The sequence below is a fragment of the Priestia endophytica genome, from assembly GCF_026790145.1.
Lineage (GTDB): Bacteria > Bacillota > Bacilli > Bacillales > Bacillaceae_H > Bacillus_I > Bacillus_I endophytica_A.
Genome location: NZ_JALAMS010000001.1, coordinates 705739 through 728564, shown reverse-complemented (window position 1 = coordinate 728564; position 22826 = coordinate 705739). Strand labels below are relative to the sequence as shown.

25 protein-coding genes are annotated in these 22826 nt (G+C 36.7%); 4 read left to right on the top strand and 21 right to left on the bottom strand.

Annotated elements, in window-relative coordinates; translation table 11 throughout:
* Positions 1 to 131: 131 nt before the first annotated feature.
* Entirely contained in the window at positions 132 to 917 is a 786-nt protein-coding gene (locus MOC86_RS03785; protein ID WP_268582791.1) for a hypothetical protein, read from the top strand.
* Positions 918 to 1008: 91 nt separating this feature from the next.
* A complete protein-coding gene (locus tag MOC86_RS03780; RefSeq protein ID WP_268582790.1) occupies positions 1009 to 1425 on the top strand; it encodes a hypothetical protein in 417 nt (138 codons plus the stop codon).
* 77 nt (positions 1426 to 1502) lie between these two features.
* Here the strand turns inward: MOC86_RS03780 and MOC86_RS03775 are convergent, their stop codons facing one another.
* From MOC86_RS03775 to MOC86_RS03735, 9 genes are all read right to left on the bottom strand, one after another.
* Positions 1503 to 2060, bottom strand: a complete 558-nt coding sequence (locus MOC86_RS03775) for a GrpB family protein (protein WP_268582788.1) — start codon at positions 2058 to 2060, stop codon at positions 1503 to 1505.
* Positions 2061 to 2164: 104 nt separating this feature from the next.
* Positions 2165 to 2893: a glycerophosphodiester phosphodiesterase gene (locus MOC86_RS03770; RefSeq protein ID WP_268582786.1), complete on the bottom strand. Its 729-nt coding sequence runs from the start codon at positions 2891 to 2893 to the stop codon at positions 2165 to 2167.
* A 50-nt stretch (positions 2894 to 2943) separates the two neighbouring features.
* Positions 2944 to 3240, bottom strand: coding sequence for a hypothetical protein (locus MOC86_RS03765; protein WP_019393275.1), 297 nt, complete (start codon positions 3238 to 3240; stop codon positions 2944 to 2946).
* 248 nt (positions 3241 to 3488) lie between these two features.
* Positions 3489 to 3779 carry a hypothetical protein gene (locus MOC86_RS03760; protein ID WP_268582784.1) on the bottom strand — a complete coding sequence of 97 codons (291 nt, stop codon included), beginning with the start codon at positions 3777 to 3779 and terminating at the stop codon, positions 3489 to 3491.
* 117 nt (positions 3780 to 3896) lie between these two features.
* Complete coding sequence (locus tag MOC86_RS03755; RefSeq protein ID WP_268582782.1) at positions 3897 to 4736, bottom strand: glycerophosphodiester phosphodiesterase; 840 nt, start codon at positions 4734 to 4736, stop codon at positions 3897 to 3899.
* A 193-nt stretch (positions 4737 to 4929) separates the two neighbouring features.
* Positions 4930 to 6222, bottom strand: a complete 1293-nt coding sequence (locus tag MOC86_RS03750; protein ID WP_268582781.1) for an amidohydrolase — start codon at positions 6220 to 6222, stop codon at positions 4930 to 4932.
* A 112-nt stretch (positions 6223 to 6334) separates the two neighbouring features.
* The gene (locus MOC86_RS03745; RefSeq protein ID WP_268582780.1) at positions 6335 to 7237 is read right to left on the bottom strand and encodes an alpha/beta hydrolase family esterase; all 903 of its coding nucleotides are present in this window, start codon (positions 7235 to 7237) and stop codon (positions 6335 to 6337) included.
* Positions 7238 to 7519: 282 nt separating this feature from the next.
* Positions 7520 to 8776 carry a SulP family inorganic anion transporter gene (locus MOC86_RS03740; protein WP_268582779.1) on the bottom strand — a complete coding sequence of 419 codons (1257 nt, stop codon included), beginning with the start codon at positions 8774 to 8776 and terminating at the stop codon, positions 7520 to 7522.
* Positions 8777 to 8817: 41 nt separating this feature from the next.
* Positions 8818 to 9402, bottom strand: a complete 585-nt coding sequence (locus tag MOC86_RS03735; protein WP_268582778.1) for a beta-class carbonic anhydrase — start codon at positions 9400 to 9402, stop codon at positions 8818 to 8820.
* 294 nt (positions 9403 to 9696) lie between these two features.
* Here MOC86_RS03735 and MOC86_RS03730 point away from each other — a divergent pair, with 294 nt between their 5' ends.
* Positions 9697 to 10137 carry a YtoQ family protein gene (locus MOC86_RS03730; RefSeq protein WP_268582777.1) on the top strand — a complete coding sequence of 147 codons (441 nt, stop codon included), beginning with the start codon at positions 9697 to 9699 and terminating at the stop codon, positions 10135 to 10137.
* A gap of 37 nt (positions 10138 to 10174) precedes the next feature.
* On the opposite strand, the gene MOC86_RS03725 is transcribed toward MOC86_RS03730, so the two are convergent.
* The 8 genes from MOC86_RS03725 to MOC86_RS03690 form a co-directional block, all read right to left on the bottom strand.
* On the bottom strand, positions 10175 to 11542 hold the full coding sequence (locus MOC86_RS03725; protein WP_268582776.1) for a PTS transporter subunit EIIC: 1368 nt from the start codon (positions 11540 to 11542) through the stop codon (positions 10175 to 10177).
* Between the two features lie 27 nt (positions 11543 to 11569).
* A complete protein-coding gene (murQ, locus tag MOC86_RS03720; RefSeq protein ID WP_268582775.1) occupies positions 11570 to 12454 on the bottom strand; it encodes an N-acetylmuramic acid 6-phosphate etherase in 885 nt (294 codons plus the stop codon).
* 111 nt (positions 12455 to 12565) lie between these two features.
* The gene (locus tag MOC86_RS03715) at positions 12566 to 13408 is read right to left on the bottom strand and encodes a MurR/RpiR family transcriptional regulator (protein WP_268582774.1); all 843 of its coding nucleotides are present in this window, start codon (positions 13406 to 13408) and stop codon (positions 12566 to 12568) included.
* A gap of 115 nt (positions 13409 to 13523) precedes the next feature.
* Positions 13524 to 13994, bottom strand: a complete 471-nt coding sequence (locus MOC86_RS03710; protein ID WP_268582773.1) for a TraR/DksA C4-type zinc finger protein — start codon at positions 13992 to 13994, stop codon at positions 13524 to 13526.
* A 159-nt stretch (positions 13995 to 14153) separates the two neighbouring features.
* The gene (locus MOC86_RS03705) at positions 14154 to 15389 is read right to left on the bottom strand and encodes a nucleotide sugar dehydrogenase (protein ID WP_268582772.1); all 1236 of its coding nucleotides are present in this window, start codon (positions 15387 to 15389) and stop codon (positions 14154 to 14156) included.
* A 97-nt stretch (positions 15390 to 15486) separates the two neighbouring features.
* Positions 15487 to 16374: a diacylglycerol/lipid kinase family protein gene (locus tag MOC86_RS03700; protein WP_268582771.1), complete on the bottom strand. Its 888-nt coding sequence runs from the start codon at positions 16372 to 16374 to the stop codon at positions 15487 to 15489.
* A gap of 164 nt (positions 16375 to 16538) precedes the next feature.
* Positions 16539 to 17300, bottom strand: coding sequence for a TPM domain-containing protein (locus MOC86_RS03695; RefSeq protein WP_268582769.1), 762 nt, complete (start codon positions 17298 to 17300; stop codon positions 16539 to 16541).
* Positions 17297 to 17869, bottom strand: coding sequence for a LemA family protein (locus MOC86_RS03690; protein WP_268582768.1), 573 nt, complete (start codon positions 17867 to 17869; stop codon positions 17297 to 17299). Before MOC86_RS03690 ends, MOC86_RS03695 begins: the two co-directional genes overlap by 4 nt.
* A gap of 184 nt (positions 17870 to 18053) precedes the next feature.
* Here MOC86_RS03690 and cls point away from each other — a divergent pair, with 184 nt between their 5' ends.
* Complete coding sequence (gene cls / locus MOC86_RS03685) at positions 18054 to 19523, top strand: cardiolipin synthase (RefSeq protein ID WP_268582766.1); 1470 nt, start codon at positions 18054 to 18056, stop codon at positions 19521 to 19523.
* A gap of 31 nt (positions 19524 to 19554) precedes the next feature.
* Here the strand turns inward: cls and MOC86_RS03680 are convergent, their stop codons facing one another.
* The 4 genes from MOC86_RS03680 to MOC86_RS03665 form a co-directional block, all read right to left on the bottom strand.
* Entirely contained in the window at positions 19555 to 20172 is a 618-nt protein-coding gene (locus MOC86_RS03680; protein WP_268582765.1) for an NUDIX hydrolase, read from the bottom strand.
* A gap of 84 nt (positions 20173 to 20256) precedes the next feature.
* Complete coding sequence (locus MOC86_RS03675) at positions 20257 to 20712, bottom strand: NUDIX hydrolase (protein WP_019393257.1); 456 nt, start codon at positions 20710 to 20712, stop codon at positions 20257 to 20259.
* A gap of 124 nt (positions 20713 to 20836) precedes the next feature.
* Positions 20837 to 21322, bottom strand: a complete 486-nt coding sequence (locus MOC86_RS03670; protein ID WP_268582763.1) for a DinB family protein — start codon at positions 21320 to 21322, stop codon at positions 20837 to 20839.
* 90 nt (positions 21323 to 21412) lie between these two features.
* Positions 21413 to 22729 (bottom strand): MATE family efflux transporter, encoded by a 1317-nt coding sequence (locus MOC86_RS03665; RefSeq protein ID WP_268582762.1) that lies wholly within the window; start codon positions 22727 to 22729, stop codon positions 21413 to 21415.
* Between the last annotated feature and the right edge of the window lie 97 nt (positions 22730 to 22826).

Here is a 22826-nt window from a genome sequence, read left to right as displayed (position 1 = left end):
GAAAGAAGAAGATTTTTTACGATTTCTTGGTCTATTCACAAATTTTGTCGATTGTTTTTTCACATGCTGTATATTATCTTGTATGTAAGTACCTTTAGGAACTATCCTAGAAAGGGGGGAAAGAAAAAACATTGATTCGTTCACTAAAAAAAGCTCATCGCCTATCATCTGTTTCATACCTTGATTCACCAACGGCTTTTTCGTTTTATGCCTTGAGTTTTACATATATCGTACACATCGGGATATTAACGTTTAAACCACTTTCTACCGAGCATTATATAAGCGCTTTCGTCAACTTTCTTATTTTGTTGATTAATGGATTTTTATTAGCTACAGATAAAAGGGTTATTAAAAGCGTACGCTATAACAAACAAGCTCGGTTTCTCTACTTCTCAACAGCAGCCATCTGGTTATCTGCAGGAGCTATTTTTACAGAAAACTACTTTTTAATGGCTGTAACAGTCACTTTTATCTTTTATTTAATTGTAGAAGCTGTAAGACTTCTTTTATCCTTTTTCTACTATTGGGGAATTGCGCTATTTTTCCCTTATGAATACAAAGAAAAAAGTGACGATATGATCCGTTCTGGTCAGGAACTTTCTATGTTTTTAACAGCACCTGAACAAAAAGGACTTGCTTTCATAAGGCTTGTACATGGAATGTTGTATATAGCTGCTATTTTTGTTCTTTTTATGATTGTTTCTATTACAATGCCTATTCCAAACGAGAGCCTGTTTTCTTTATTTGATCAAGGAAGAAAACTTGCTACTGAAGCAGAGATAACAAAACCATTTCATGTTTTTATTTTTGGGGCTCTTTTTCTTTCTGTTCTTGCTTTTACAGTTCCAAAAGTGAAGCAGCTTGAACAACTTGCACTAGAGCGAAAGGCAGCCATTCAAAAATCATATGCTGTGTAACGTATAAGTTAAAAAGACTTATACGTTTTTTTTGTGTAGAGTAACGTAAAGTATAGTAAGATAGTGGGTAAGAGTAGGAGGCTTTTTTCTTATGAAATACCTATTAATCTTTGGGGTGGTGATTGTATTGGCTGGATGCTCGGATGATCGACAAGCTCGGAAGCAAAAAGTGGAAGATAGCATATTAAGAGCCGAGGTAAACATTTCCTATCAATCTAAAACAGAAGAATACACAATAGAGGCTTCACTACACAATAAAACAACCAAAGATATTCAACTTTTATTTGATCATGGCACTCTTCTCTGGCTTAATAAAAACGGAACAACTCAACCTTCTAATACGTTTTCAACACAAGTATACTCAATGCTTCTAGAAGGAAAAACAAGTGAAACCGTTAGTAGAACTCTTACAAAACAAGAGTGGAAAAAAGAAGACTATGCCCTTTATGTTCAGTACAAAGATCAAAGTGGAAAAAAGCATATTCTTGCTCTTCATTCTCCTACGTAGCTAAAAAAGCTCATGCGTCTAGACGCATGAGCTTTATAATAAGTTAAATGAATATAACAATTTCAGCGTGCTTGAATCTAGCGACTTAAAATTCCTTTAATGACGCTCGTTTTCGCTTTCGCGTATTCATTTGTACTTTCCCATTCTCGAAGTGCAAGTTTTCGCTTAACAGAAGCATATGCCTCTAAACTGTCTTCACTACTTCTTAAAATATCGCGAAATTGTAGATGCCTTTCCCATAAGTTGCTCCCCTTTACAACAACATGAAGATGTGCTTCATGATGAAAATCGGCATCCTGTGAAAAATCACGATCTCCATCCCTGATAATGTCCGGAAGACCTTCCTCTTTAAATCGAACGAAATAGCGTCGATTTGGCAAAATGGTTTCATATTGTTGCACATATGTATAACCAAGCTCTCGAATTGGATCAATAGCATACTGTAGTTCTTCTTCTTTTTCCACTCCTACAATTACGTCAATTATTGGTTTTGCCATCATATTTGGTACAGAAGTGCTACCAATATGCTCAATGCTAACCTTCATTGGTGCTAACTTTTCCTCCAACTGTTCTTTCAGAACTCTAAACTTTTCTGGCCACTGTGCATCATACGGAACAAGCTGTACTTTTGCCATTCTTTCTCCCCCCTCATCACTTTCCCATATTATTATATAATAGAAAGATTAATTGGGAAAAGAAGAATTATTGCTTTTTCAGAAAATAAGCGTATTTTGTCGGTTTAACGCGCTTTTTGATTTTCTGCTACAAGGTCAGGATAATCACAAATAATACCATCAACACCTAGATTATAAAAGCTTTGAATTGTTTTTTTACGATGCACAGCGTAAGGAATAACTTTCATACCATTTTTATGAATACGTTTCACAAGCTTCTTTGTAATCAGTCTTCTGTTTGGATTCACATATGTAGCATATGCTGATATTTCTTTTAATTTTGCAGAAGATATCCCCCATATACTGTACTTTACAAGGACCCCTACTGAAATTTTTGGAAGACGTTTCTTAATCCGTTGGACAGCTTTCTCATCGAAAGACTGAACAATAATGTTGTCAGATTCCTCTAATCGAAAACTTTCAAGCGTTCGTGCAAGCTTCTCCTCAATCCCAGGATATAAAGAAGGATGTTTTAGTTCGATTAGAAAACCTACTTTGGTTCGGAATGTTGCAAATATTTCTGGGAGTGTAGGAATACGCTCGTTTTTAAACTCTTCGGAAAACCACCCTCCAGCATCAAGTTCCTTTAGCTCATGAAGCGTTTTTTCACTAACAAGACCATTTCCATTCGTTGTTCGCTCTACTGTCTTATCGTGTATAAGAACAAGTTCTCCATCCCTGCTCATTTGAACATCAATTTCAAGATAGTCTGCCTTCATTTTCAATGCTAAAAAGTAAGCGGCAAACGTATTTTCCGGGGCATACCCTGAAGCACCTCTATGAGCAATGTTCATGACTTCTCCCCTCTTATCTTTTTTCTTCATAAAAAAGGTGGAGCAATAACTCACTCCACCGAAATTTTGCTTGCTAATTCTCCATTTTTTAACCATACGTGTACTTCTTGACCCTTTTTCAGTCCAAACACGCCTTGATCTCCGCCCTCAAATTCTGTGTCTTTATCTGCTGTTACTTCAATGATTTGATATCCTTCATCTTGAGTTAATGGACCAAGGTATACTTTGCTTCCGCTAATATCAACTACTTTCCCATGATAATCCGCTCTTGTAAAAATAAAAAAAGCCGCACATACAAGAACAACAACTGCAACAGCAGGTATAACGATTCTTTTTTTAAGCTTCACTGGCTTTCGTTCCTTTCATCTCTTTTTCTTATATTTTCTTATTTATTCGTTCTTTTCCTTTAAGAGAAAAAGAGGAAATATGCAAATGTTTCTGTCATTTTTTGACGACTCTAAACGTATTTTTTAGGATTGTACTTTATATAAAATTTCATTTCTATTGCTCTCAAGCATTCTTTAATAAAAGAGGAGGCTTTTCAATAAAAGTTTAAGACCTCTCTAGAGCTTCTTTAGAAAACTTCCTCTTTTGATTAATACGTACTTGGCATGTGAGCCGCTGCAATAGAAAGAAGAATAAAGACGATGAGTACAGCACCATTTATAATGACCGATACGATAGACATTTTTGTTTTCTCTTTAAAAAAGCTGATAATCGTTAATACGATTCCAACAAAAGATAAGAGAAAAGCCCCGAAGAAAAAGAAAATGCCCAACGCAAATTGTAAAACAGTCGGTATAAAGAAGATCCCTGTACAAATAAGGCTTGCTATGCCGAACCATAACGAAGTTTTTGCAATATTCTTTTTTGTTTCTCTATACAATGAAACCTCCCCTTTTGTTTTCATTTCAAATATGACCGGTAACTTGATAATTATTCCAACACTGTACATCTTATCACGAAAAAGAGAAAGAACAAAACATAGAAAAAAGAGAAAATTCTATGAGTTCTGATTCTCAATTACATCCTTTAATACGTCAGGATTATTGGTAAAAAGACCATCTACGCCCCAATGTATCAGCTTCCCCATTGCCTTTTTATCATTGACTGTAAAAGCATGAAGAAACAAACCTTGACTATGGACTTTTTCAATATATCCTTTATCTAAACACGTAGCACGGGAACCAATTCCGTCTGCATACGTTTTAATTTCCTTTATTTCCTGTAATGATGGACGACAAAGAGAAAGCTTAATGAGTGAAAGTTCAGGCTTCTTCTCATGAATGCTTTTTAAACTTTTCGCACTGAAAGATTCAATTAAAAGATGCTCTTCTGGAATATTGTATTTATCCACAAGCTTAAGCAAATTCTCTTCCATTCCTTTATAACTTTGAGGCGATTTTGTTTCAATATAGTAATGCTGATCACGCCCAAAGTAAGCAAAAATTTCTTCGAGTGATAGTATTGATTCTTTTTCAAATGACCCTTTTGCTTGCTTAGGATATTTTCGATTAAACCATGAACCAGCATCAAGATTCTTTAATTGATCATATGTGTAATCTTTCACACGACCTTTTCCATTTGTTGTTCTTCCTAATTTTGAATCATGGATCGCAACAAGGACGCCATCCTTTGTTTGCTGAAGGTCTATTTCAAGATAGTCTGCTCCCATATCAAGAGCTTTTTTATAAGAAATCATCGTATGTTCAGGTGCATATGCAGACGCACCACGATGAGCAATATTTAAAATAGGATGAGTAGATTGTGCTAGAACAAATCTATGCTCAGAACTCACGAGAAGCAGAAGTAACCCAATCGCGATAAAAATGCGTTTTGTCATCGTTTTCTCCTTTTTATGTAAGCCGTGTTTTTTACTATTCACGGTTCTTTCTTTTTTTATGTAAAAAGATTGTGTTTCTTTCATTATCATCTGTTATCCGCATTTCAAATGCTATCATAATTCTCTCATGTTGGGAACATTAGGAAAGGAGAAAGCGTAAAAAAGGTGCTAAAAGTAGCACCTTTTTTACATTTTATAATGTTTTATAGTAGTAATTTAGATCGTATATGATTCTTTCTTCATCTAGCGTTAAGAGAACGCGGTTTTCCATTACGATATTTCCGTTAATAACACTATCAGAAACATCTTTTCCACTTGCTGCATATAGGAGATGTGAAGAGGCATTTACAAGAGGTTGAAGATGGATTTTATCTCTTGGATCAATCGAAATGAAATCTGCTTTGTATCCTTCTTTTAATACACCTGTATCCTCATATCCTAACGCTTTTGCTCCATTCAAGGTTGCCATTTTTAGCATGCTATAAGCAGGCATTGCTTCTGGCGTTTTATGTGTACCTTTTTGCAAAAGTGCAGCTGTTCTCATTTCTTCGAACATATCTAAATTATTATTAGAAGCAACGCTATCTGTTGCAATAGCTACGTTCACGCCTGCACGATTTAGGCGAGAAATATCTGCAACTCCAGATCCTAGCTTTAAATTACTAATAGGGTTATGAGCAATTGATGTTCCTTTTTCATTTAAAAGAGCAACATCTTCGTCTGTTAAGACAACTCCATGAGCAAAAATGGTGGGCTGTTCGTAAAAACCAAGATCTGCTAGATATTGTACAGGAGTTGCTTCATGTTCGCTAAGACAATCATTCATCTCTTTTTCTGTTTCAGACACGTGAATGTGAAGAGGTAAGTCAAGCTCTTTTGCAATTGAAACAGATGAACGCAGAAGCTCTTCATTACAAGAATATGGACTGTGTGGAGCAACTGTTGTTCTAATGAATGAACGATCTTTCTTAATATATTGAGCAATATCATAGGCTTCTTTTGCTATAGCTTCATCTCCCTTGTCATTAGAAAACAGGGTATACGCCAAATTACCTTTCATTCCGGTATCTTTTACCGCTTCGTAAAGTTTAAATACATCAAGACCAATTGGATTAAACATGTCGTTAAAAAGCGTTGTCCCGCTCTTTATCATTTCAACAATAGCTGCTTTTGAGCTTGTAATAGCAAGATCTGTTGTAAACTTCGCTTCAAGCGGCCAAATTTTTTCCGTTAGCCATGGATGAAGAAGCATATCATCTCCAACACCACGTAGAATGTTCATGACAATATGAACATGTGAATTCACAAGCCCTGGCATAACCCATTTCCCGCTCCAGTTGTAAGTTTCTTCACAATCTTGCAATCGCTCTTCTTCCATTTTTCCAATATAGGCAATTTTCTCGTCTTCCGTTATAATCATTCCGTCTTTAATTATTTTTTCCTGATCTAAGGTGAATATATCGCAATGATAGAACGCTTTTTTCATTATATGCTTCCCTTCTTTTAAGGTTTGAAGTTAAATTTTTTCAAGTATAGCATACCTGTTAAGTTCTCCGTAAGGCGTTCGTTTATTTTCCTAACATTCAAAATAATCAAGCTTATTGCTGTTTAAAAAAGTGCCACATCATTTCACTAGCACTTGGAGCAAGAGGATCTGTGAACGTTCCTTTTACGCTTCCTCCTGGCCATGAATGAAGCATGCTATTGATTGATACGTAGTGAATTTTGATGCTTTTATCCGGAGATTCATATTCTTCAATTTTATACGTCTTCCCAAGCGGTACCGCCCCCTTATGTGTTCGAACAGGAGTAGAGGGAATCTTGCCGTCTTTTTCATTTTTGTTCATTAAATTACACAAAGTGATCCACTGTTTTATTAATTTATTGGCATTTATTGGATGAACAACACAGTCATATGTACCGTGAAAGACAATAAGAGGCACCCTTTTATCGTACACAGCCGTTTTTTCGTATAAAAGCTCTCCCATCTTTTCAGCATCATGCTGTGGTCCATTAATCATAGCAAGCGCACGCTCTGATTTGGTTTCGGCTGCTTTATAAGGGAGACCTCCTACAACTCCTATTCCTGAAAAAAGCTCTGGATAAACGCCCCCTACGATCAGAGCCATTGCCGCTCCGGCAGAAAGACCTGTTATGTATATATCAGATATTTCATATTTTTCTTTTACATGATTAATCATGCTAACAATTTTGTGAGGCTCTCCTTTCCCTCTTTCTTGATGATCTACATCATGCCAACTCCAGCATTTTCCAGAATCTTCACTTCTTGGCTGATCAGGATATAAAACAAGAAAATTGTTTTGTCGAGCCGTATCATTCATTTCTGTTGCCGTAGCAATAATGAAAGGATTTTGCGTGCATCCATGCAAGACAACCATAAGTGGAGACTTTTCGTGTGGGCGATTATTTGGTGGCACATAAAGATAGTAAGAGCCCTGTTTAGATTCATATTCTTCAAATCTTTCTTCTGCATTTATCATATACACCCTCCTCCTCGTTATTTTCAGAATAAAATTCGCTTCATCATAGCTTCATCGTTTCCTTCTCTTATTCCTTCTTTTTTTAAAAACAAGATAAAAAAAAGCATTCTCTCTTGTTTAGAGAAAATGCTTTAATAGAGGATGAACTTTTACCTAAAGTCCACCATGGACGGAGTTTCTTAACAATATACCTGTACTCAAAGGACTTACCTTTACTGTAGATTAATTTACATGTTTTGTCTTCTTTTTTGTTAGAAGCACGAACACATCATATCGTTTTTCTTACATTCCAGCAGTTGAGCGAACTTTCTTCCCTATTGCTGTCTTATTAAAGTTAAGGACAAAGTATGCGAGCATTCCAATGCCAATTCCAACCATCAGATCAAAAAAGACGGTGAAAAAGAAGGTAACAAGCAATACAAATGATTCACGTGATTTTTCTTTTACAATGCCCGCAAAATGTTTACGTTCACTCATATTCCACGCTACCACCATTAAAACTGGGGCAAGGCTTGCAAGCGGAATATGAGAGGCATAAGGAGCGAGCACAAGGAGGACAATTAAGGCGAATAAAGCATGCACAACGCCTGAGAATCGAGTTGCTGCTTTGTTTCGAATATTTGTTGCCGTTCTTGCAATAGCTCCTGTAGCAGGAATTCCTTGAAAAAATGGTAATATAGTGTTTGCAATGCCTTGGGCAACAATCTCCCGATTACTTTTATGCTTTGTGCCAGCCATTTCATCTGCTACAACAGCCGAAAGTAGAGATTCCAAACCACCTAAGAAGGCAATGGCTAACGCCGCAGGAATAAGGGTAATAATTTTTTCTAGCGTAATTTCAGGAAGGCCAAACTGTGGAAGCGTGTTCGGGATTGCTCCGTAGAGAGTATTAATGGTTACAAGCTTATCAGGGAAAAGCAAAAGCGCAAAAGCAGTTGAGACGAGAACCCCAATAAGAGCACCTGGAATTTTAGGAACAAAGCGAATTGCTAAAATAATGCTTACAAGACCAACAATGCCTGTTAACACTCCATAAAAGTTGGCATCTGGTAGACTTTTAACAATGGAAACCATACCACCTAAAAATCCAGCTTCATCATTTGTATCGTATAGCCCTAAAAAGTGGGGAAGTTGGCCATAGAAAATGATGATCGCAATCCCGGCTGTAAAACCGATAATAACAGGTTTTGGAATATACTTAACAAGCGAACCTGCTTTACATAATCCAAGCACAATGAGAATAAGCCCTGCCATAAAAGTCGCAATCATTAGATTATCAAATCCGTACTGTGTGACAATCCCGAGCAGTATCGGAACAAATGCCCCTGTTGGTCCTGCAATCTGAAATTTTGAGCCTCCTAATGTAGAAACAATAATCCCGGCAATTACAACGGTATAAATTCCGTGTACAGGTTCCGTTCCTGAAGCAATAGCAAATCCCATCCCAAGTGGAATAGCTACGATTCCTACAATAATCCCAGCAATCAAATCACGCCTCAGCATCTCAAGCGTATACGGCTGTTTCTTTGTTTTATTCATCTTCTTCCTCCTCGCCCATCTTCCTTCATCCTCACTTTTTCTTAAACAGTACGCTCTGCTCTTTCTTCTTTTGTAAGCGATGTGACATGATCAACCTTTCCATTCTCTGGATCAATGATAAGACCGTGAATTTTTATACCTTGAGGCAGAAGTGGGTACTCATGGAGGAATGAAACGCTCTCTTTCACGCTATCTTCTATATGATCAAATCCTTTGAGCCATCTTTTGAGATTAACTCCTTCATTTGATAATTGTTGCACACCTTGTTGAACGTCACTTCTATCCTTCCATTTTTCAAGTAAATTGTCGCAGCAAAATCCTGCCATACCGCAATCATAATGTCCTACGACAAAAATTTCTTCAACACCAAGCTCATAGACAGAAACAAGGATGCTTCTAAGAACATTTTCACTTTTTCCACAAACAAGAGCACCTGCTGTTTTAATAATGTTGGCATCTCCATTTTTTAAACCAAGGGCTTCTGGCAACATTTTAATTAAACGAGCGTCCATGCATGTAATGACAAGCATGTTTTTATTAGAAAATTTACTTGCTTTAAACTTTTCTCCTTCACCTTTTGCTACAAATTCCTCATTTTTCTTTAACATGCTTTCTAATCGTTCCACCTTATTCATCCTTTCTTCCCTACGGCTTTTTAAGTTGAACCGTTTTCTTTTATGTTCTTTTAAAGAATAAAAGGAAAATATGAGAGAATAATTAGATAAATATTAGAATTCTATGAGATTTTAGAAAAATTAAAATATATTTAACTTTCTTAAATTTTAATTATACTCAACTTTGTTAACTAATTGTAAATTAAACAACAAGTATTACAGAACTAATACAAAAGCACCTTTCTAAAGAAAGGTTTCTTTCTTATGATAAAAAGGTATAATGAACTGAAAAAGGAGGATTACATAATGGAACTTACTGTTTACTTAGCAGGACAGATTCACGATAATTGGCGCGATATATTAAAAAATGAAGCAAGCGACTTAAATTTACCACTTACATTTGTTGGTCCGATGGAAAATCACGATCGTTCTGATAACATTGGTGAAGAAATTCTAGGAAAACAACCTAATAATATTTTCAAAGATGAAGCAGCTTCTTCTATTAATAATCTACGAACTGAAATTTTAATGAATAAAAGTGATGTTGTTATTGCTCTTTTCGGAGATAAATATAAACAGTGGAATACAGCAATGGATGCATCACGCGCAATTGAAAAAGGAAAACCGCTTATTTTAGTTCGCCCGGAAACTCTTCATCACCCATTAAAAGAACTGTCAAACAAAGCACAAGTTGTTGTAGAAACACCACAGCAAGCTTTGCAAGCTCTTTCTTACGTATTCTCATAAAAAAAGCGTCTCGCATATGCGAGACGCCTTTTGCCTTCTATTCTACTGAAACCTCTTTTTCTTTCCTAAGGTTTTGAGCCATTTCTTCTTTATAGCCAAAAAAGTAAGTAAAAATGAAACCTGCCCCGTAGGAGATTAAAAGACCAAGCAAGTATAAAATAATTTTCCCATCTACAACAAGTAATGTAAGCGGGAGCCCTGAGATTCCTACTGCTTTTGTTGCTGTTGCGAAAACAGCTTGTGAAGCTCCTCCAACAGCAGCGCCTAGACATGCTGTAATAAATGGACGTCCAAGCGGTAAAGTCACCCCATATAAAAGCGGTTCTCCTACCCCTAAAAATCCTACTGGAAGCGCTCCATACAAGTTTTTCTTAATGCGCTCGTTCTTCGTTTTTACTAAGATAGCAAGCCCTGCTCCAACTTGACCTGCCCCAGCCATCGCTAAAATCGGTAGAAGAGGAGTAGCTCCTGTTGCTTGAATAAATTCCATATGAAGAGGAATCAATCCGTGATGAAGCCCTACCATTACAAGAGGTAAAAATGTACCTGCTAGTACAGCACCAGCGAGAGGCCCACCTATTTCTAGTACAGCAGTTAAGATGCTTAGAATCCCTTCTGAAAGAAGCCCTCCTAATGGCTGAATAATATACATTGTACTTATTCCAACAATAAGAAGCGTAAGAAGAGGAGTTAAAATAATGTCTACAGCGCTTGGAATAAACTTTCTTACATTTCGTTCAATAACGGTCATAAACCAAGCTGAGATCAAAACAGCAATAAGTCCGCCCCGTCCTGCTGTTACTTCTTCTCCCATAATTGTAAGATCAAGAGTATCAAGAGCTGGGTTAATAATTAATAAACCTGCAATTCCCCCCAGAACTGGCGTACCCCCAAATTCTTTTGCAGCATTAATCCCAACAAAAACTCCCAGATAGGTGAAAATACATCCTCCAATAAACTTCATTAACACAATCAGTTCATTTGCTTCATCAACACCGCCGTTGATAAGCGTACTTACAATCCCATTAATAAGTCCTGAAGCAATAAGTCCTGGCAAAAGAGGGATGAAGACGTTTCCAATTTTCTTTAGACCATTTTTAAAAGGGGTATTGTTCTTTTCTTGAATTTTTCTTTTTTGATCTTCTTCAACTGAAGATTGATCAAAAAACTGCTGAAATTCTGAAGCCACTTTATTCACAAAACCAGGTCCTAAAATAATTTGAATTGTTTCATCTTCTACAACTCCAATAACGCCGTCTATTTCTTCGAGTTTTTGAATATTGACCTCTTCTCGGTTATAGACGTTCACTCTAAGCCTTGTCATACAATTTGTAAAATTAGCGACATTCTCCTCAAACCCAAGACAAGCTAAAATTTCGCGTGCGACTTCCCGCTCTTTTGACATTGTACTCCCCCTCTTTTTTTACCTCTCTTAAAGAGCCTGACGTACAAATCCATTGCTAGTCTGCAATTTTTTTAGTGCTTCCTCTACTGTACAATTTGTTAGGACCATTAGAATGGCAACTTTAATATTTTGTTTTGATTGATCATAATAGGTAGAAGCTTCTTCATATGATATACCTGTTGCCTCCATAATAATTCGTTTTGAGCGCTCTACAAGCTTCTCATTTGTTGGCTGTACGTCTACCATTAAGTTTTTATATACTTTGCCTATTTGAATCATTGAAACAGTTGAAATCATATTTAGTAAAAGCTTTTGGGCTGTTCCTGCTTTTAGTCTTGTTGAACCTGTAAGAACTTCCGGGCCTGTATCAACTTCAATTGCCACGTCTGCTAGAGCGCTAATAGCTGTTTCTTTATTACATGAAATTGCACATGTTGATGCACCTCTTTCTCTAGCATATCGTAAGGCTCCTATAACATATGGTGTTCGTCCACTTGCCGCAATACCAATTACGGTATCATTAGAGGTAATGTTCAGCAATTTCATATCTTCTGCTCCTAAATCTTCACGATCTTCTACTGCTTCAACAGCTTTGATAAAAGCTGATTCTCCTCCTGCCATGACCCCTTTTACAAGGCTTGGATCTGTACCAAACGTTGGTGGACATTCAACAGCATCAAGAACACCAAGACGTCCGCTCGTTCCTGCTCCAACGTACAAAAGCCTCCCCCCTGCTTTAAAGCTTTCTACAACTAGACTCACAGCTCTTTCAACATTTTCTAATTCCTTTTGAATCGCTTTTGGAACTTTCTTGTCTTCTTCGTTCATAGTACGCAAAATATCTTGAATACTCATTGTATCTAATTCCTCTGTTTGATTGTTACGACGTTCTGTTCCTAAACGTTCTAACACTTCTCCACCCCTTTGATAACGTTTTCATATGTTCTTATTTTATGAAAAAATGAAACAAATAGTCAATATATTTATTATTTTTAATGAAATTATATTTCATTTAACATATTGCTACCTTCTTAAATTTATGACGGCTTCTCTTGTTTCATGAAACTTTTGAAGAATATCATCGTTAAGACGATTAAAGACATTAATATACAGGGCATCCACAATGTTAAGCTGGGAAGTTCTAGAAGCAATGCTCCCAATTCGGTAATCTTGTTCAACATCTGGAATACAAAGGGGAAAATCAGCTGTTTTATAAAGCGGCGTTTTTTCAAGTTTTGTAATAGCTACGACACATACCCCTCGTTTCTTAGCTAGTTGAGCTAGTTCGACGACTTCTTTTGTTTTTCCAGATGTTGAGATTCCGACAAAAAGATCTTTTTTCTCCATGCTTGTCATTAAATTGATAGCCATATGAAAGTCGTATGAAACTAAAGAAGGATAGCCAAGCTTTGAAAACTTATATGTAGCATCCATAGCACTTACAGCAGATCCACCAACACCGAAAAAAAAGATTCGATTTGCTCCTAAACATTTCTCAATGACACGTTCAAATACCTTTCCATCAAGAGAACTTTCTGCCATATCAAGCGCTTTTCGACTAGCATTCGTTACTTTCATAAAAAGTTGCAACGGAAGATCATCCTTATGAATTCTCGAAACTTCGTTAATATAATCGTTTCCACTGAGTTCACGTACCAAAGACATCTTAAATGTTTTATAACTTTTAAGCCCTATTTTCCTACAAAAACGAACAATGCTAGCTTCACTTACCTTACAACGAAGAGAAAGCTCTTTTGTTGTTAAAGTTGGAATTTCTTCAACATTATTTAAAATATACCCAGCAATCTTTTCTTCTGACTTTGTAAACCCTTTTTTACCTTCTTTGATTTGTTGCAATAAGCTCACTGACAATCCCTCACTTTTTGTAAAGTAAATCTATTTTCTTTATTTTACGGTCTAAAAAAATGGAATACAATCTTTCTTTTCCATATAAAAAGCACAATCACATATTGTGATTGTGCTAGAAAGCATCCTGTTCTTTTTTTAATGAGTCAACGGTTAAAGTCTTTTCTTCATCAATGCGTCGACTTGGCTGTGTCGATCGGTCTGCATTTGGAGAAGGCTGTCCTTTTTCAAACTTTTCCTGTGCTTTAGCTGTTCGTTTTGCATAAGGATTAGCTTTTAAGCGTTCATATGGAATTTCTTCGCCAGTATCTACACAAATACCGTATGTTCCATCTTCCATACGCTGTAATGCTTCATCTACTTGTTGAATTAAGCGTTCATCAACTTCCCGAATCGTCTCATCTCGTTCACGCTCATATTGCTCTGTCGCAATGTCTGCTAGATGATTGTCAACTCCATTCGTTAATTCACCTGTTGATTCTTGTAAATCTTCTTTTGGCGTTTCTTCTACTCGCTCTGTTTTATATTTTTTCATATTTAAAAGCATTTCTTTTAAATACGTTACTTGTTCTTTTGTTAAAGCCATTTTCTTCTCTCCTTTTTCCTTTACTATTTTCATTCCCCCTTTCCTATTATTTAAACATATAAAAAAGCTATCTCAAAAACAGATAGCTTTTTTCCCTTACTTCTTAAAGAAAGCTGTTCCGCCACCAAGCTCAACTACTTTGGCTTTCCCTTTTGCGTCTTAGAGCACTCCGCGCGTGTCAAAAATAAGGTTTGCTTTTTCTAAAATCTGCTCTTTTGGCAGCACGCTATGATCTGTTAAAATTACCACACAGTCACTTTCGTTTAACTCTTTGTCAAGTAGCGAGACACTATGATGAACTTCTCCATTGATCATAATACGTTCAAAGTGTGGATCATGATAAGTTACATTAACCCCTTTTTCAAGAAGATATACCATCACTTCTACAGCTTTTGAATCTCGCACATCTGGCACATCTCTTTTATATGTTAATCCATAGAGTAAAACGCTTGTTTCTCCAGGTGATTTGCCTACTATTTCTAATGTTCTTTCAACAATATACTGAACAATTTTTTCATTTGTAGAAGTTGACAACTCAATGAAATTGCTAGTAATTCCTTTTTCTTTTGCTTTAAATTGCAAATAGAGAGGATCTACGGGAATGCAGTGGCCACTAATGCCTGGACCTGGATAAAAAGGCGCAAATCCATATGGCTTTGTGCTTGCAGCCGCAATCACTTCCCATACATCAATGTTAATTTGGTCACAAAGCATCGCCATTTCATTAATAAAAGAAATGTTGATAAATCGATACGTGTTTTCTAAAAGCTTTGTAAGCTCGGCAATTTCAGGCGAGGAAACAGGGACCACCGTTTGATAAATCTTTGAATATAAATCACAAGCAACTTCCTGACAATCTGAAGTAATGCCTCCAATTACTTTTGGAATATCTCCAAGCGAAAATTGAACATTCCCAGGGTCAACGCGTTCTGGAGAATATGCTAAATGAAAGTCTTTCCCTGCTACAAGCCCACTTTCTTCTAAAAGAGGTTGAAGAATCTCTCTTGTTGTTCCTGGAAACGTAGAGCTCTCGAGAACAACAAGCTGACCTTTTTGAAGATGAGCTTTCAACGCCTCTGCGGCTTTCTCGATATAAACAAGATTTGGAGCATATTCTTCCTTAAGAGGAGTTGGAACACAGATAATGATTGCATCTGTTTCCTCTACATTTTTATAGCTAGAAGAAACAGAAAATCGTTTTGATTTCATACTTTCTTCTACACTCTTGTCACTAATATCTGAAATATAGCTTTTCCCATTGTTTAAAGAGCGAATTTTATTTTCATCTAAGTCAATTCCAACAACCGTAAATTCTTTTGATAATAGCAACATAGATAGAGGCAATCCAACAAATCCTAACCCTACTACAGCTATTTTCTTCTTATCATTATGCATAAAAACCCGCCTTTGCTCTATTCCTTTTATAAGGTATGCATAATGAAAGAAGTTGGCATGGACACCACACCAATTATAAAATATTAATTCTTTTATTTTAGAGATTTCCTACAATCACTTCTAGAAATCGTGGTAGAACGATGATAGAATCCGGAGTATAATATTTGCGCTCGCCATCACAGTCAATTTTTTGTGCTGGTGATGTGGTTACTTTAACATGCTTAGCTTGAAATTTAAGAATACTTTCCTCTTGAATAATTTTCTCATCTGAAAAATTTGAGAGAAAAAGCTTCCAAAACGTCTGTACGTTAGATTCCGTCACAACAAGCACGTCCAAACAAGAATCTTGAAGATGGTTTTTCGGAAAAAAAGGTCTTAGCCCTCCTGTAAAAGCCCCGTTTCCTACTACAACCATAACAGCCTCTCCTTTAAACTCCTCTTCATCACCTTTTATTTCTACGTAGAAAGGTTCAATATTCGTAATTGTTTTAGCTGTACTCATATAATAAGAGAGTTTACCAAAACGAGCTTTTGAACCTCCCTCAATGTTTTCAGATACTTCATTAATGAGCCCAATTCCCCAAAAGTTTGAAAAGTATTGATGCTCACTCTTCCCGATATCTACTTTTTCAACTCTTCCTGTTGCAATTTGCTGTGCTGCTTTGATAATATTTTGATCCATTCCAATCCCTCGTGAAAAATCGTTACATGTTCCACCTGGAAGCACTGCAAATAAAGGTCTTGTTTCTAGCTCACACATAGCATTAATGAGCTCGTGAATCGTTCCATCCCCCCCTGCTCCAATAATTAAATCAACTTTACTTTCAAGCTCTTTTACTAAACGAGCGCCATCTCCTTCTCGTTTTGTTTCATAAACAGAAAGTGGAGCATACGTGCTTTCTATGATTTCTTTTATATATCGTAACTCTTTTTTTATTTTTTCATTGCCTGCATTAGGATTTAAAATTAGTGCTGCTGACCTCATCGTCATCTTCCCCCATTCATAGTACTTTATCTTTGTTTATTCCCTTTTTCGAAAAATTGTACACCATCCTCTCTGTATTGCTTGTCCTTTTTCACATGAGTTTTAGAGAAACGCTCACAAAGAACTTATCGTTCAAATGAAAGAGTTTCTCTCACTTTTGTTTTCTACCATTTCCGACTTGCTCCCCCACCGCCAGCGCTTCCACCACCGCCGCCGATATTGCCTCCACCTCCACCTCCTCGAAAAAGAAAGAGAAGCTGAAGCAATAAATTTGTAAGAAAGCCACCAAAAAACTTTACATCAATCACAATAAGAATAATTAAGATAATACCGATAATAATTACAACAAACGGATTCATTTCTTGTCCTGAAGAAGCTTCCTTTTCAGCTGGTGTGGCTGTTTTCCCTTCCCATTTTGTTTCCACTCCGTATTCTTTAGCTGTTTCCGCATAAAGAACGCGATATGTTTCAACAATTCCTTTTCCATACTTCCCTTGTTTAAAATAAGGAAGAGTAAATTCATCCAAAATAGCTCCTGCTTTAGAATCAGGTATTGCTCCCTCAAGACCATATCCAACCTCAATGCGAACTTCTCTTTGTTCACTGCCTTTTACAACAAGAAGAAGAATACCATTGTTAAGCTTCCTGTCACCTAGCTTATACTGTCTAAATGCTTCAATTCCGTACTCTTCAATTGTCTTTTCCTCTGTTGAGGAGACCGTTAGTACCGCAATTTGAGCTTTTGTTTTTTGTTGAAGACTTCTCCCCATTTGCTTCAATTCCTCGGCTTCTTCGTTTGTTAGAAGCTTTGCAAAATCCTGAACATAAATATCGCCAACTGGTGTTGGAGCATTAGCACTTGCTGAAAAGGGGGCAAGAAATAAAGTAAAAAAACAGAGAAACATAAAAAAACGGGAGAGGCTCATTCGCTTCCACTCCCAAAGTCTACTTGAGGATTTTCTTGATCTTTCTCACTTACTTCATAATACGATTTTTTTGAAAATCCAAAAATATTAGCTATAATGTTTCCTGGGAAACGTCGAACTTTTAAGTTGTATGTTTCGACACTTTCGTTGTAATCACGGCGAGCAACAGCTAAACGATTTTCTGTTCCTTCAAGCGTATCCATTAAACTCCTAAAATTCTCGTTTGATTTAAGATTTGGATAATTTTCAACAACAACGAGAAGACGATTCAAAGCTCCGTTCAAGTTCTCATCTGCGTTCGCATATTCCTTTGGAGTATTTGCTCCCGCAAGCTGGGCGCGAGCATCTGTTACAGATTGAATGACTTCTTTTTCTTGACTTGCATATCCTTTTACAGTTTCAACTAGATTAGGAATTAAATCTGAACGACGTTTTAGCTGATTTTCTACCTGTGCCCATGACGTATCTACTTTTTGTTCCTGTGTGACAAGACCGTTATATGAACTAAACGAAAAGATTGCAAGCAGTACAATGACGCCAAGGACAACCCAAATCCCCCATTTTTTCACGTTATTCACCTCTTTTTCTGATCTTAGTTATAGTATGAACGAAAAACATTTTTTATTTCATACGTTGTTAAAATAGCTATTTCTTTTCTTTCTAACGCTTTTTTTCTATAATTGAACAGAAGTAGCGGTTAAAAATATAAAGATCAACTAAACCTACTACAACAGCAAACTAAAGGAGCATTCTATGGAAGTAAACAATTTCTTTGCCGGGATCATGCCTCCTTATGTCCCAACAGTGCTGCTTGTTCTAAATATTTTGCTTGCAATGGCAATTGTCTTTTTAGAACGACGCAACATTACAGCAACATGGGCATGGGTTATGATATTAGGGTTTATCCCAATTGTTGGATTTATTTTATATTTAATATTTGGTCAAAATTTAAGCAAAAGAAAGATTTTTACTTGGGATAAAAAAAGTAAGGAATATATTAAGAAAATCGTTGCAAATCAGCGCGAACTTCTTCAATCCCATATGTTTGATTTCCATAATCCCATCAATAAAAAGCATCAGCATTTAATTGCTATGCTTTTAAATAACGATCGAGCTATTTTCACTCAGGATAATGAAGTTGATCTTTTTATTGACGGAAGGGAGAAATTTGACTCTCTTTTTCAAGATCTTGAAAACGCGAAACATCATATTCATATGCTGTACTACATTTTGAGATCAGACGAGCTTGGAACTAAACTTGGGAATTTGCTTATTAAAAAAGCGAAAGAGGGCGTTAAAATAAGGCTTCTTTACGACGATATGGGTTCTAGAGGACTTAGTCGGAAGCTTGTCAAAAGCATTCGAGCAGCAGGGGGAGAAGTTGAAGCATTTTTCCCAGCTCGCTTTCCACTCGTTAACCTCCGCTTAAATTACCGCAATCACCGAAAGCTTGTTATTATTGACGGAAACATTGGATATATTGGTGGATTCAACGTTGGAGATGAATATTTGGGGTTAAATGAAAAGTTTGGATATTGGAGAGATACGCATTTACGTGTCAAAGGTGAAGCTGTTCACCATATTCAAAGCCGCTTTATTTTAGATTGGAATCAAGCTTCAAAACACGATATTTCTTTTAAGGGACATTATTATCCTCCAGCTTCTCCAAGAGGAGACGTTGGTGTTCAAATTGTTTCAAGCGGTCCTGATTCTCAATGGGAACAAATAAAAAACGGCTATATTAAACTGATTTTGTCAGCAGAGCGCTATATTTATATTCAAACACCTTACTTTATTCCTGATGATAGCTTACTTGATGCACTTCGAATTGCAGCTCTTTCAGGTGTGAAAGTAAAAATTATGATTCCAGACAAACCTGATCACCCTTTTGTATATTGGGCAACATATTCGTATATTGGAGAGCTTTTAAAAGCAGGAGCAGACGTTTATATTTATGAAAATGGCTTTCTTCATGCAAAAACTATTGTTATTGATGATGAGATTGCTTCAGTTGGTACTGCCAATATTGATGTAAGAAGCTTTCGTCTAAACTTTGAAGTAAACGCTTTTCTTTATCATTACAAAACTGCTATGAAGCTTGCCGCAATCTTTGAAGATGACATGCTAAAATCAAAGAAATTGACTCGTGAGATTTATGATCAGCGTTCCTACTATATCCGCTTTAAAGAATCGATTTCACGCTTATTATCACCTATATTATAAAAAAGAGACAAAGCTAGGCTTTGTCTCTTTTTTAATCAACAATCGTCTCCATATTAGGATTTTCAAGAAACCGGAAAAAGGTGTCGATTTGGGTCTTTGTCACACGTTTGACAGAAAGCGGTGGCAAATTTTCTTGCTCACAATATTGAACATCAAGTGTTTCCATCCCTGCTTTAAGCTCTCCGCCTTTTACTTCACAAAGAAGATAGAGATTGTAAATGTGGAAAAATGATGGCGGGTGATCGTGGTGATGCTGATCAAAAACGGCAAGAAGACGTACAGGCTCTACCTCAATCCCTGCTTCTTCTTTCACTTCTTTTACAACCACTTCACGCGGACTTAATCCAACATCTGCCCATCCTCCAGGAAGAGACCATAGCCCGTCTTGTTCTTCTTGCACCATTAAGATTTTATTTTCCTGAAACACAACTGCTCTTACCGCCACTTTTGGAGTTGGATATCCTACTTCCCCCTCCAATAGGGTGTCTAATGTATTAGCATCTACTTTTGTATACTGAAGCAAAATTTCTTTGCTTAGTTCTCTAAGTTGTTCGAAACGTTCAATATCATACTTATCTTTTGAGTATGCTAATCCCGCTTGCGCAATTCCCTGCATTTGTTGTATCCATGCTAACCAGTTTTCACTCACGGTCTCTCACCCTTTATCTAGTTTTCGAGCAAAAAGACGCTCGTCTTTTATAGTATGCAAAGATGAAAAGGCATGTTTCTCTATTTATTCTAGTATTGTTGCACCTACTTTTAGTAACACTTTACTCGTTCTCTTCTCAAGCGGCGGTAAATTATCTTGAGAAAAGAAAGAAAGTTTCTTTGCTTCCTTAAAGTTACACTGCAAGCTTCCATATGGGTCAATAGCTAAAAAAACGGAAATGATATTATACACTTCATCACCGTTAGGATATTTAAAATAGTAGTCTTCCCCTGAAAGAATATCCATAAATTGAAGTTTATGAGCTGTTAACCCTGTTTCTTCTTTGAGCTGTCTTGCGGCTGCTTCTTCAAATGTTTCTCCAAGCTCCATAGCTCCACTCGGCAATCCCCATGTTTCTGTATCTTTCCTATGTAATAAAAGTACTTTATTTTCCTCATTCACAACGATAATCATGGCACTTGGGACAAAAAGAGAAGACGCCCCTATTTTCTTTCTCATCTGCTCAACGTATCTTTCCATAACAATCCTTCCTCATAACAGCGATTTTTCCTAATCTTAACATAGATTTCATCCCTGTTGTGTACTGCTTTATATTTATTTTCTTCTAAATAAGAAAAAGGCCGTCCGATGAACGGCCTTCTCCTTATTTACTTTGCCCTTTTAAAGCATAATTCAATCCTTTAATTACACCATCATGAAGAGTTTCGTGCCAAAGGCTGAAAGAAAAAAGCTCTCCAATTGTTTTCATTTCCACGCTTCCAAGTTTGAATGGTTCAACAAGCTCCTCACCAAATTTCCCTGCAAATGTTTGAGGAAATTGTTCAAGCTGACGAGTCAATTCTTTCTTGACTTCTTGTAGTGATGGAGCTGTTTTTTCCCATCCGTCTTCTTTTGGGTCTGTTCCCATATCAAAATGAGAAATAAACTCTTCTGAAAGCTCTGGTTTTTGTCGTAATCCTAATCCATATAGCACGCGTTCTTGAATAACGGCAATATGTCCTAAGTTCCAGTGAATAGAGTTGCTGAATCCTTCTGGAATAACGTCAGCCTTTTCCTCTGATGTTGTCTCTAGTAAACGAATTGTTCCTGAACGTAAAAATTGAAATTGACTTATTAAACCTTTTTCCATAATATCGCCTCCCATCCCTATCTTACACTTTTCAATTAGGAAATATAAAGCAATAACATCTGAAACTCTACTAAAATAGAGCAAATATATTTAAACAGACATCCCTTTGGTCAGTACTTGTTTTTTCAGCTTTGGCAAAGAAGCAACCAAAAATAAAGAACGACCAGCATTAAATATTAAAAAGGCAATCCACAACCCGTGATTTCCATAAAACGGGGGAAGCAAGAAATATGAAGCTAAAAAGAAAAAGAGTGCAAAAATAGTAGAATCTCGAATTGGTTTTGCTCTTGTTGCTCCTGTGAAAACACCGTAAAAAAGCAAACCAGCACCTGTAGCAAAAGGAAATAGAGTGAGCCAGAAACTATACTTTTTAGCGGCTTCAATTGTGCTCATGTCGTTTGTAAATAACGAGAACAAAGCGCTGTCTATAAAGAAGTAGCACAAACTTAAGAAACAAACAACAATGAGGCCCCAATATATTGTAAGCGAAAGACCTTTGTTATACAGAGATTCGTTATTACCTCCAACAGCTCTTCCTATAACAATACTTGTAGCATTAGCAAAACCATCTAAACAATAAGCCATAATAAATTGAATTTGAAGAAGAATGGCGTTTGCTGCTAGTATTTCTGTACCAAAATCCGCTCCTTTTGCTGTAAACATATTGTACATAACAATTAAACAAAACGTTCTAATAAAAAGATCACGATTGACTTCAAGCATTTTTTTTAAAGAGGAAAAATCAGCAGTGCTCCCAAATGACCATTTTTTTAAAGAAAGGTTAAATGTTTGAGCAATAATAATTATTCCCACGACGGCTCCCAAAACTTCAGCAATGAGGGTTGCAAAAGCAACGCCCTTGACTGCCCAACCAAATCCTTGCACAAATAAAAAGTCGAGAGCGATATTTACAACGTTCATTCCAATTTGAAGAAAAAGAGACACTTTTACCCGCCCAGTGCCAATTAAAAAGCCTAATATGACATATGTTATAAGTGCAAATGGTGCTCCCCATATGCGGATATAAAAATAGTTTAATGCAAGTTCCTGAACTTCCTGACTTGGTTTGATAACCATTAATGCTATCTTGCCGATCGGCCACTGCAATAAAATAAAAGAAACGCCAACAAGTAGAGCAAGAAACATCGGCCGTGTTAAAGCATGAAGAAGTTCTTCTTTTGCTCCCTTTCCTACTGCTTGGGCTGAAAATCCCGACGTGCTTACTCTTAAAAAACCAAACAGCCAATAAATCGTGCTAAAAATTAAGCTACCAATGGCAACTGCTCCAATATATGTAGCTCCGCTTACGTGTCCAACAACTGCTGTGTCAACGGCACCGAGAATGGGAGTTGTCATTGTTGACAGCATAAGCGGAATAGCTAAGCTAAGATATTCTTTATGTCTCATAGTTTCACTTCCTTACTCTTTTAAAAAGCAAATGTTCTGGCTAACATGTATCAACACTAGCGCCTTCTTTCATCACTCTATTTTTGTCGCTCCCCCC

Bases quoted from the DNA above. Each gene is read 5' to 3' on its own strand.
- MOC86_RS03665 (WP_268582762.1), bottom strand. From the start codon at position 22,729: ATGAGACATAAAGAATATCTTAGCTTAGCTATTCCGCTTATGCTGTCA.
- MOC86_RS03700 (WP_268582771.1), bottom strand. From the start codon at position 16,374: ATGAGGTCAGCAGCACTAATTTTAAATCCTAATGCAGGCAATGAAAAA.
- MOC86_RS03730 (WP_268582777.1), top strand. From the start codon at position 9,697: ATGGAACTTACTGTTTACTTAGCAGGACAGATTCACGATAATTGGCGC.
- MOC86_RS03725 (WP_268582776.1), bottom strand. From the start codon at position 11,542: ATGTCAAAAGAGCGGGAAGTCGCACGCGAAATTTTAGCTTGTCTTGGG.
- MOC86_RS03770 (WP_268582786.1), bottom strand. From the start codon at position 2,893: ATGAACATTGCTCATAGAGGTGCTTCAGGGTATGCCCCGGAAAATACG.
- MOC86_RS03745 (WP_268582780.1), bottom strand. From the start codon at position 7,237: ATGATAAATGCAGAAGAAAGATTTGAAGAATATGAATCTAAACAGGGC.
- MOC86_RS03740 (WP_268582779.1), bottom strand. From the start codon at position 8,776: ATGAATAAAACAAAGAAACAGCCGTATACGCTTGAGATGCTGAGGCGT.
- MOC86_RS03675 (WP_019393257.1), bottom strand. From the start codon at position 20,712: ATGGAAAGATACGTTGAGCAGATGAGAAAGAAAATAGGGGCGTCTTCT.
- MOC86_RS03710 (WP_268582773.1), bottom strand. From the start codon at position 13,994: ATGGCTTTAACAAAAGAACAAGTAACGTATTTAAAAGAAATGCTTTTA.
- MOC86_RS03780 (WP_268582790.1), top strand. From the start codon at position 1,009: ATGAAATACCTATTAATCTTTGGGGTGGTGATTGTATTGGCTGGATGC.
- MOC86_RS03695 (WP_268582769.1), bottom strand. From the start codon at position 17,300: ATGAGCCTCTCCCGTTTTTTTATGTTTCTCTGTTTTTTTACTTTATTT.
- MOC86_RS03775 (WP_268582788.1), bottom strand. From the start codon at position 2,060: ATGGCAAAAGTACAGCTTGTTCCGTATGATGCACAGTGGCCAGAAAAG.
- MOC86_RS03670 (WP_268582763.1), bottom strand. From the start codon at position 21,322: ATGGAAAAAGGTTTAATAAGTCAATTTCAATTTTTACGTTCAGGAACA.
- MOC86_RS03750 (WP_268582781.1), bottom strand. From the start codon at position 6,222: ATGAAAAAAGCGTTCTATCATTGCGATATATTCACCTTAGATCAGGAA.
- MOC86_RS03705 (WP_268582772.1), bottom strand. From the start codon at position 15,389: ATGCATAATGATAAGAAGAAAATAGCTGTAGTAGGGTTAGGATTTGTT.
- cls (WP_268582766.1), top strand. From the start codon at position 18,054: ATGGAAGTAAACAATTTCTTTGCCGGGATCATGCCTCCTTATGTCCCA.
- MOC86_RS03755 (WP_268582782.1), bottom strand. From the start codon at position 4,736: ATGACAAAACGCATTTTTATCGCGATTGGGTTACTTCTGCTTCTCGTG.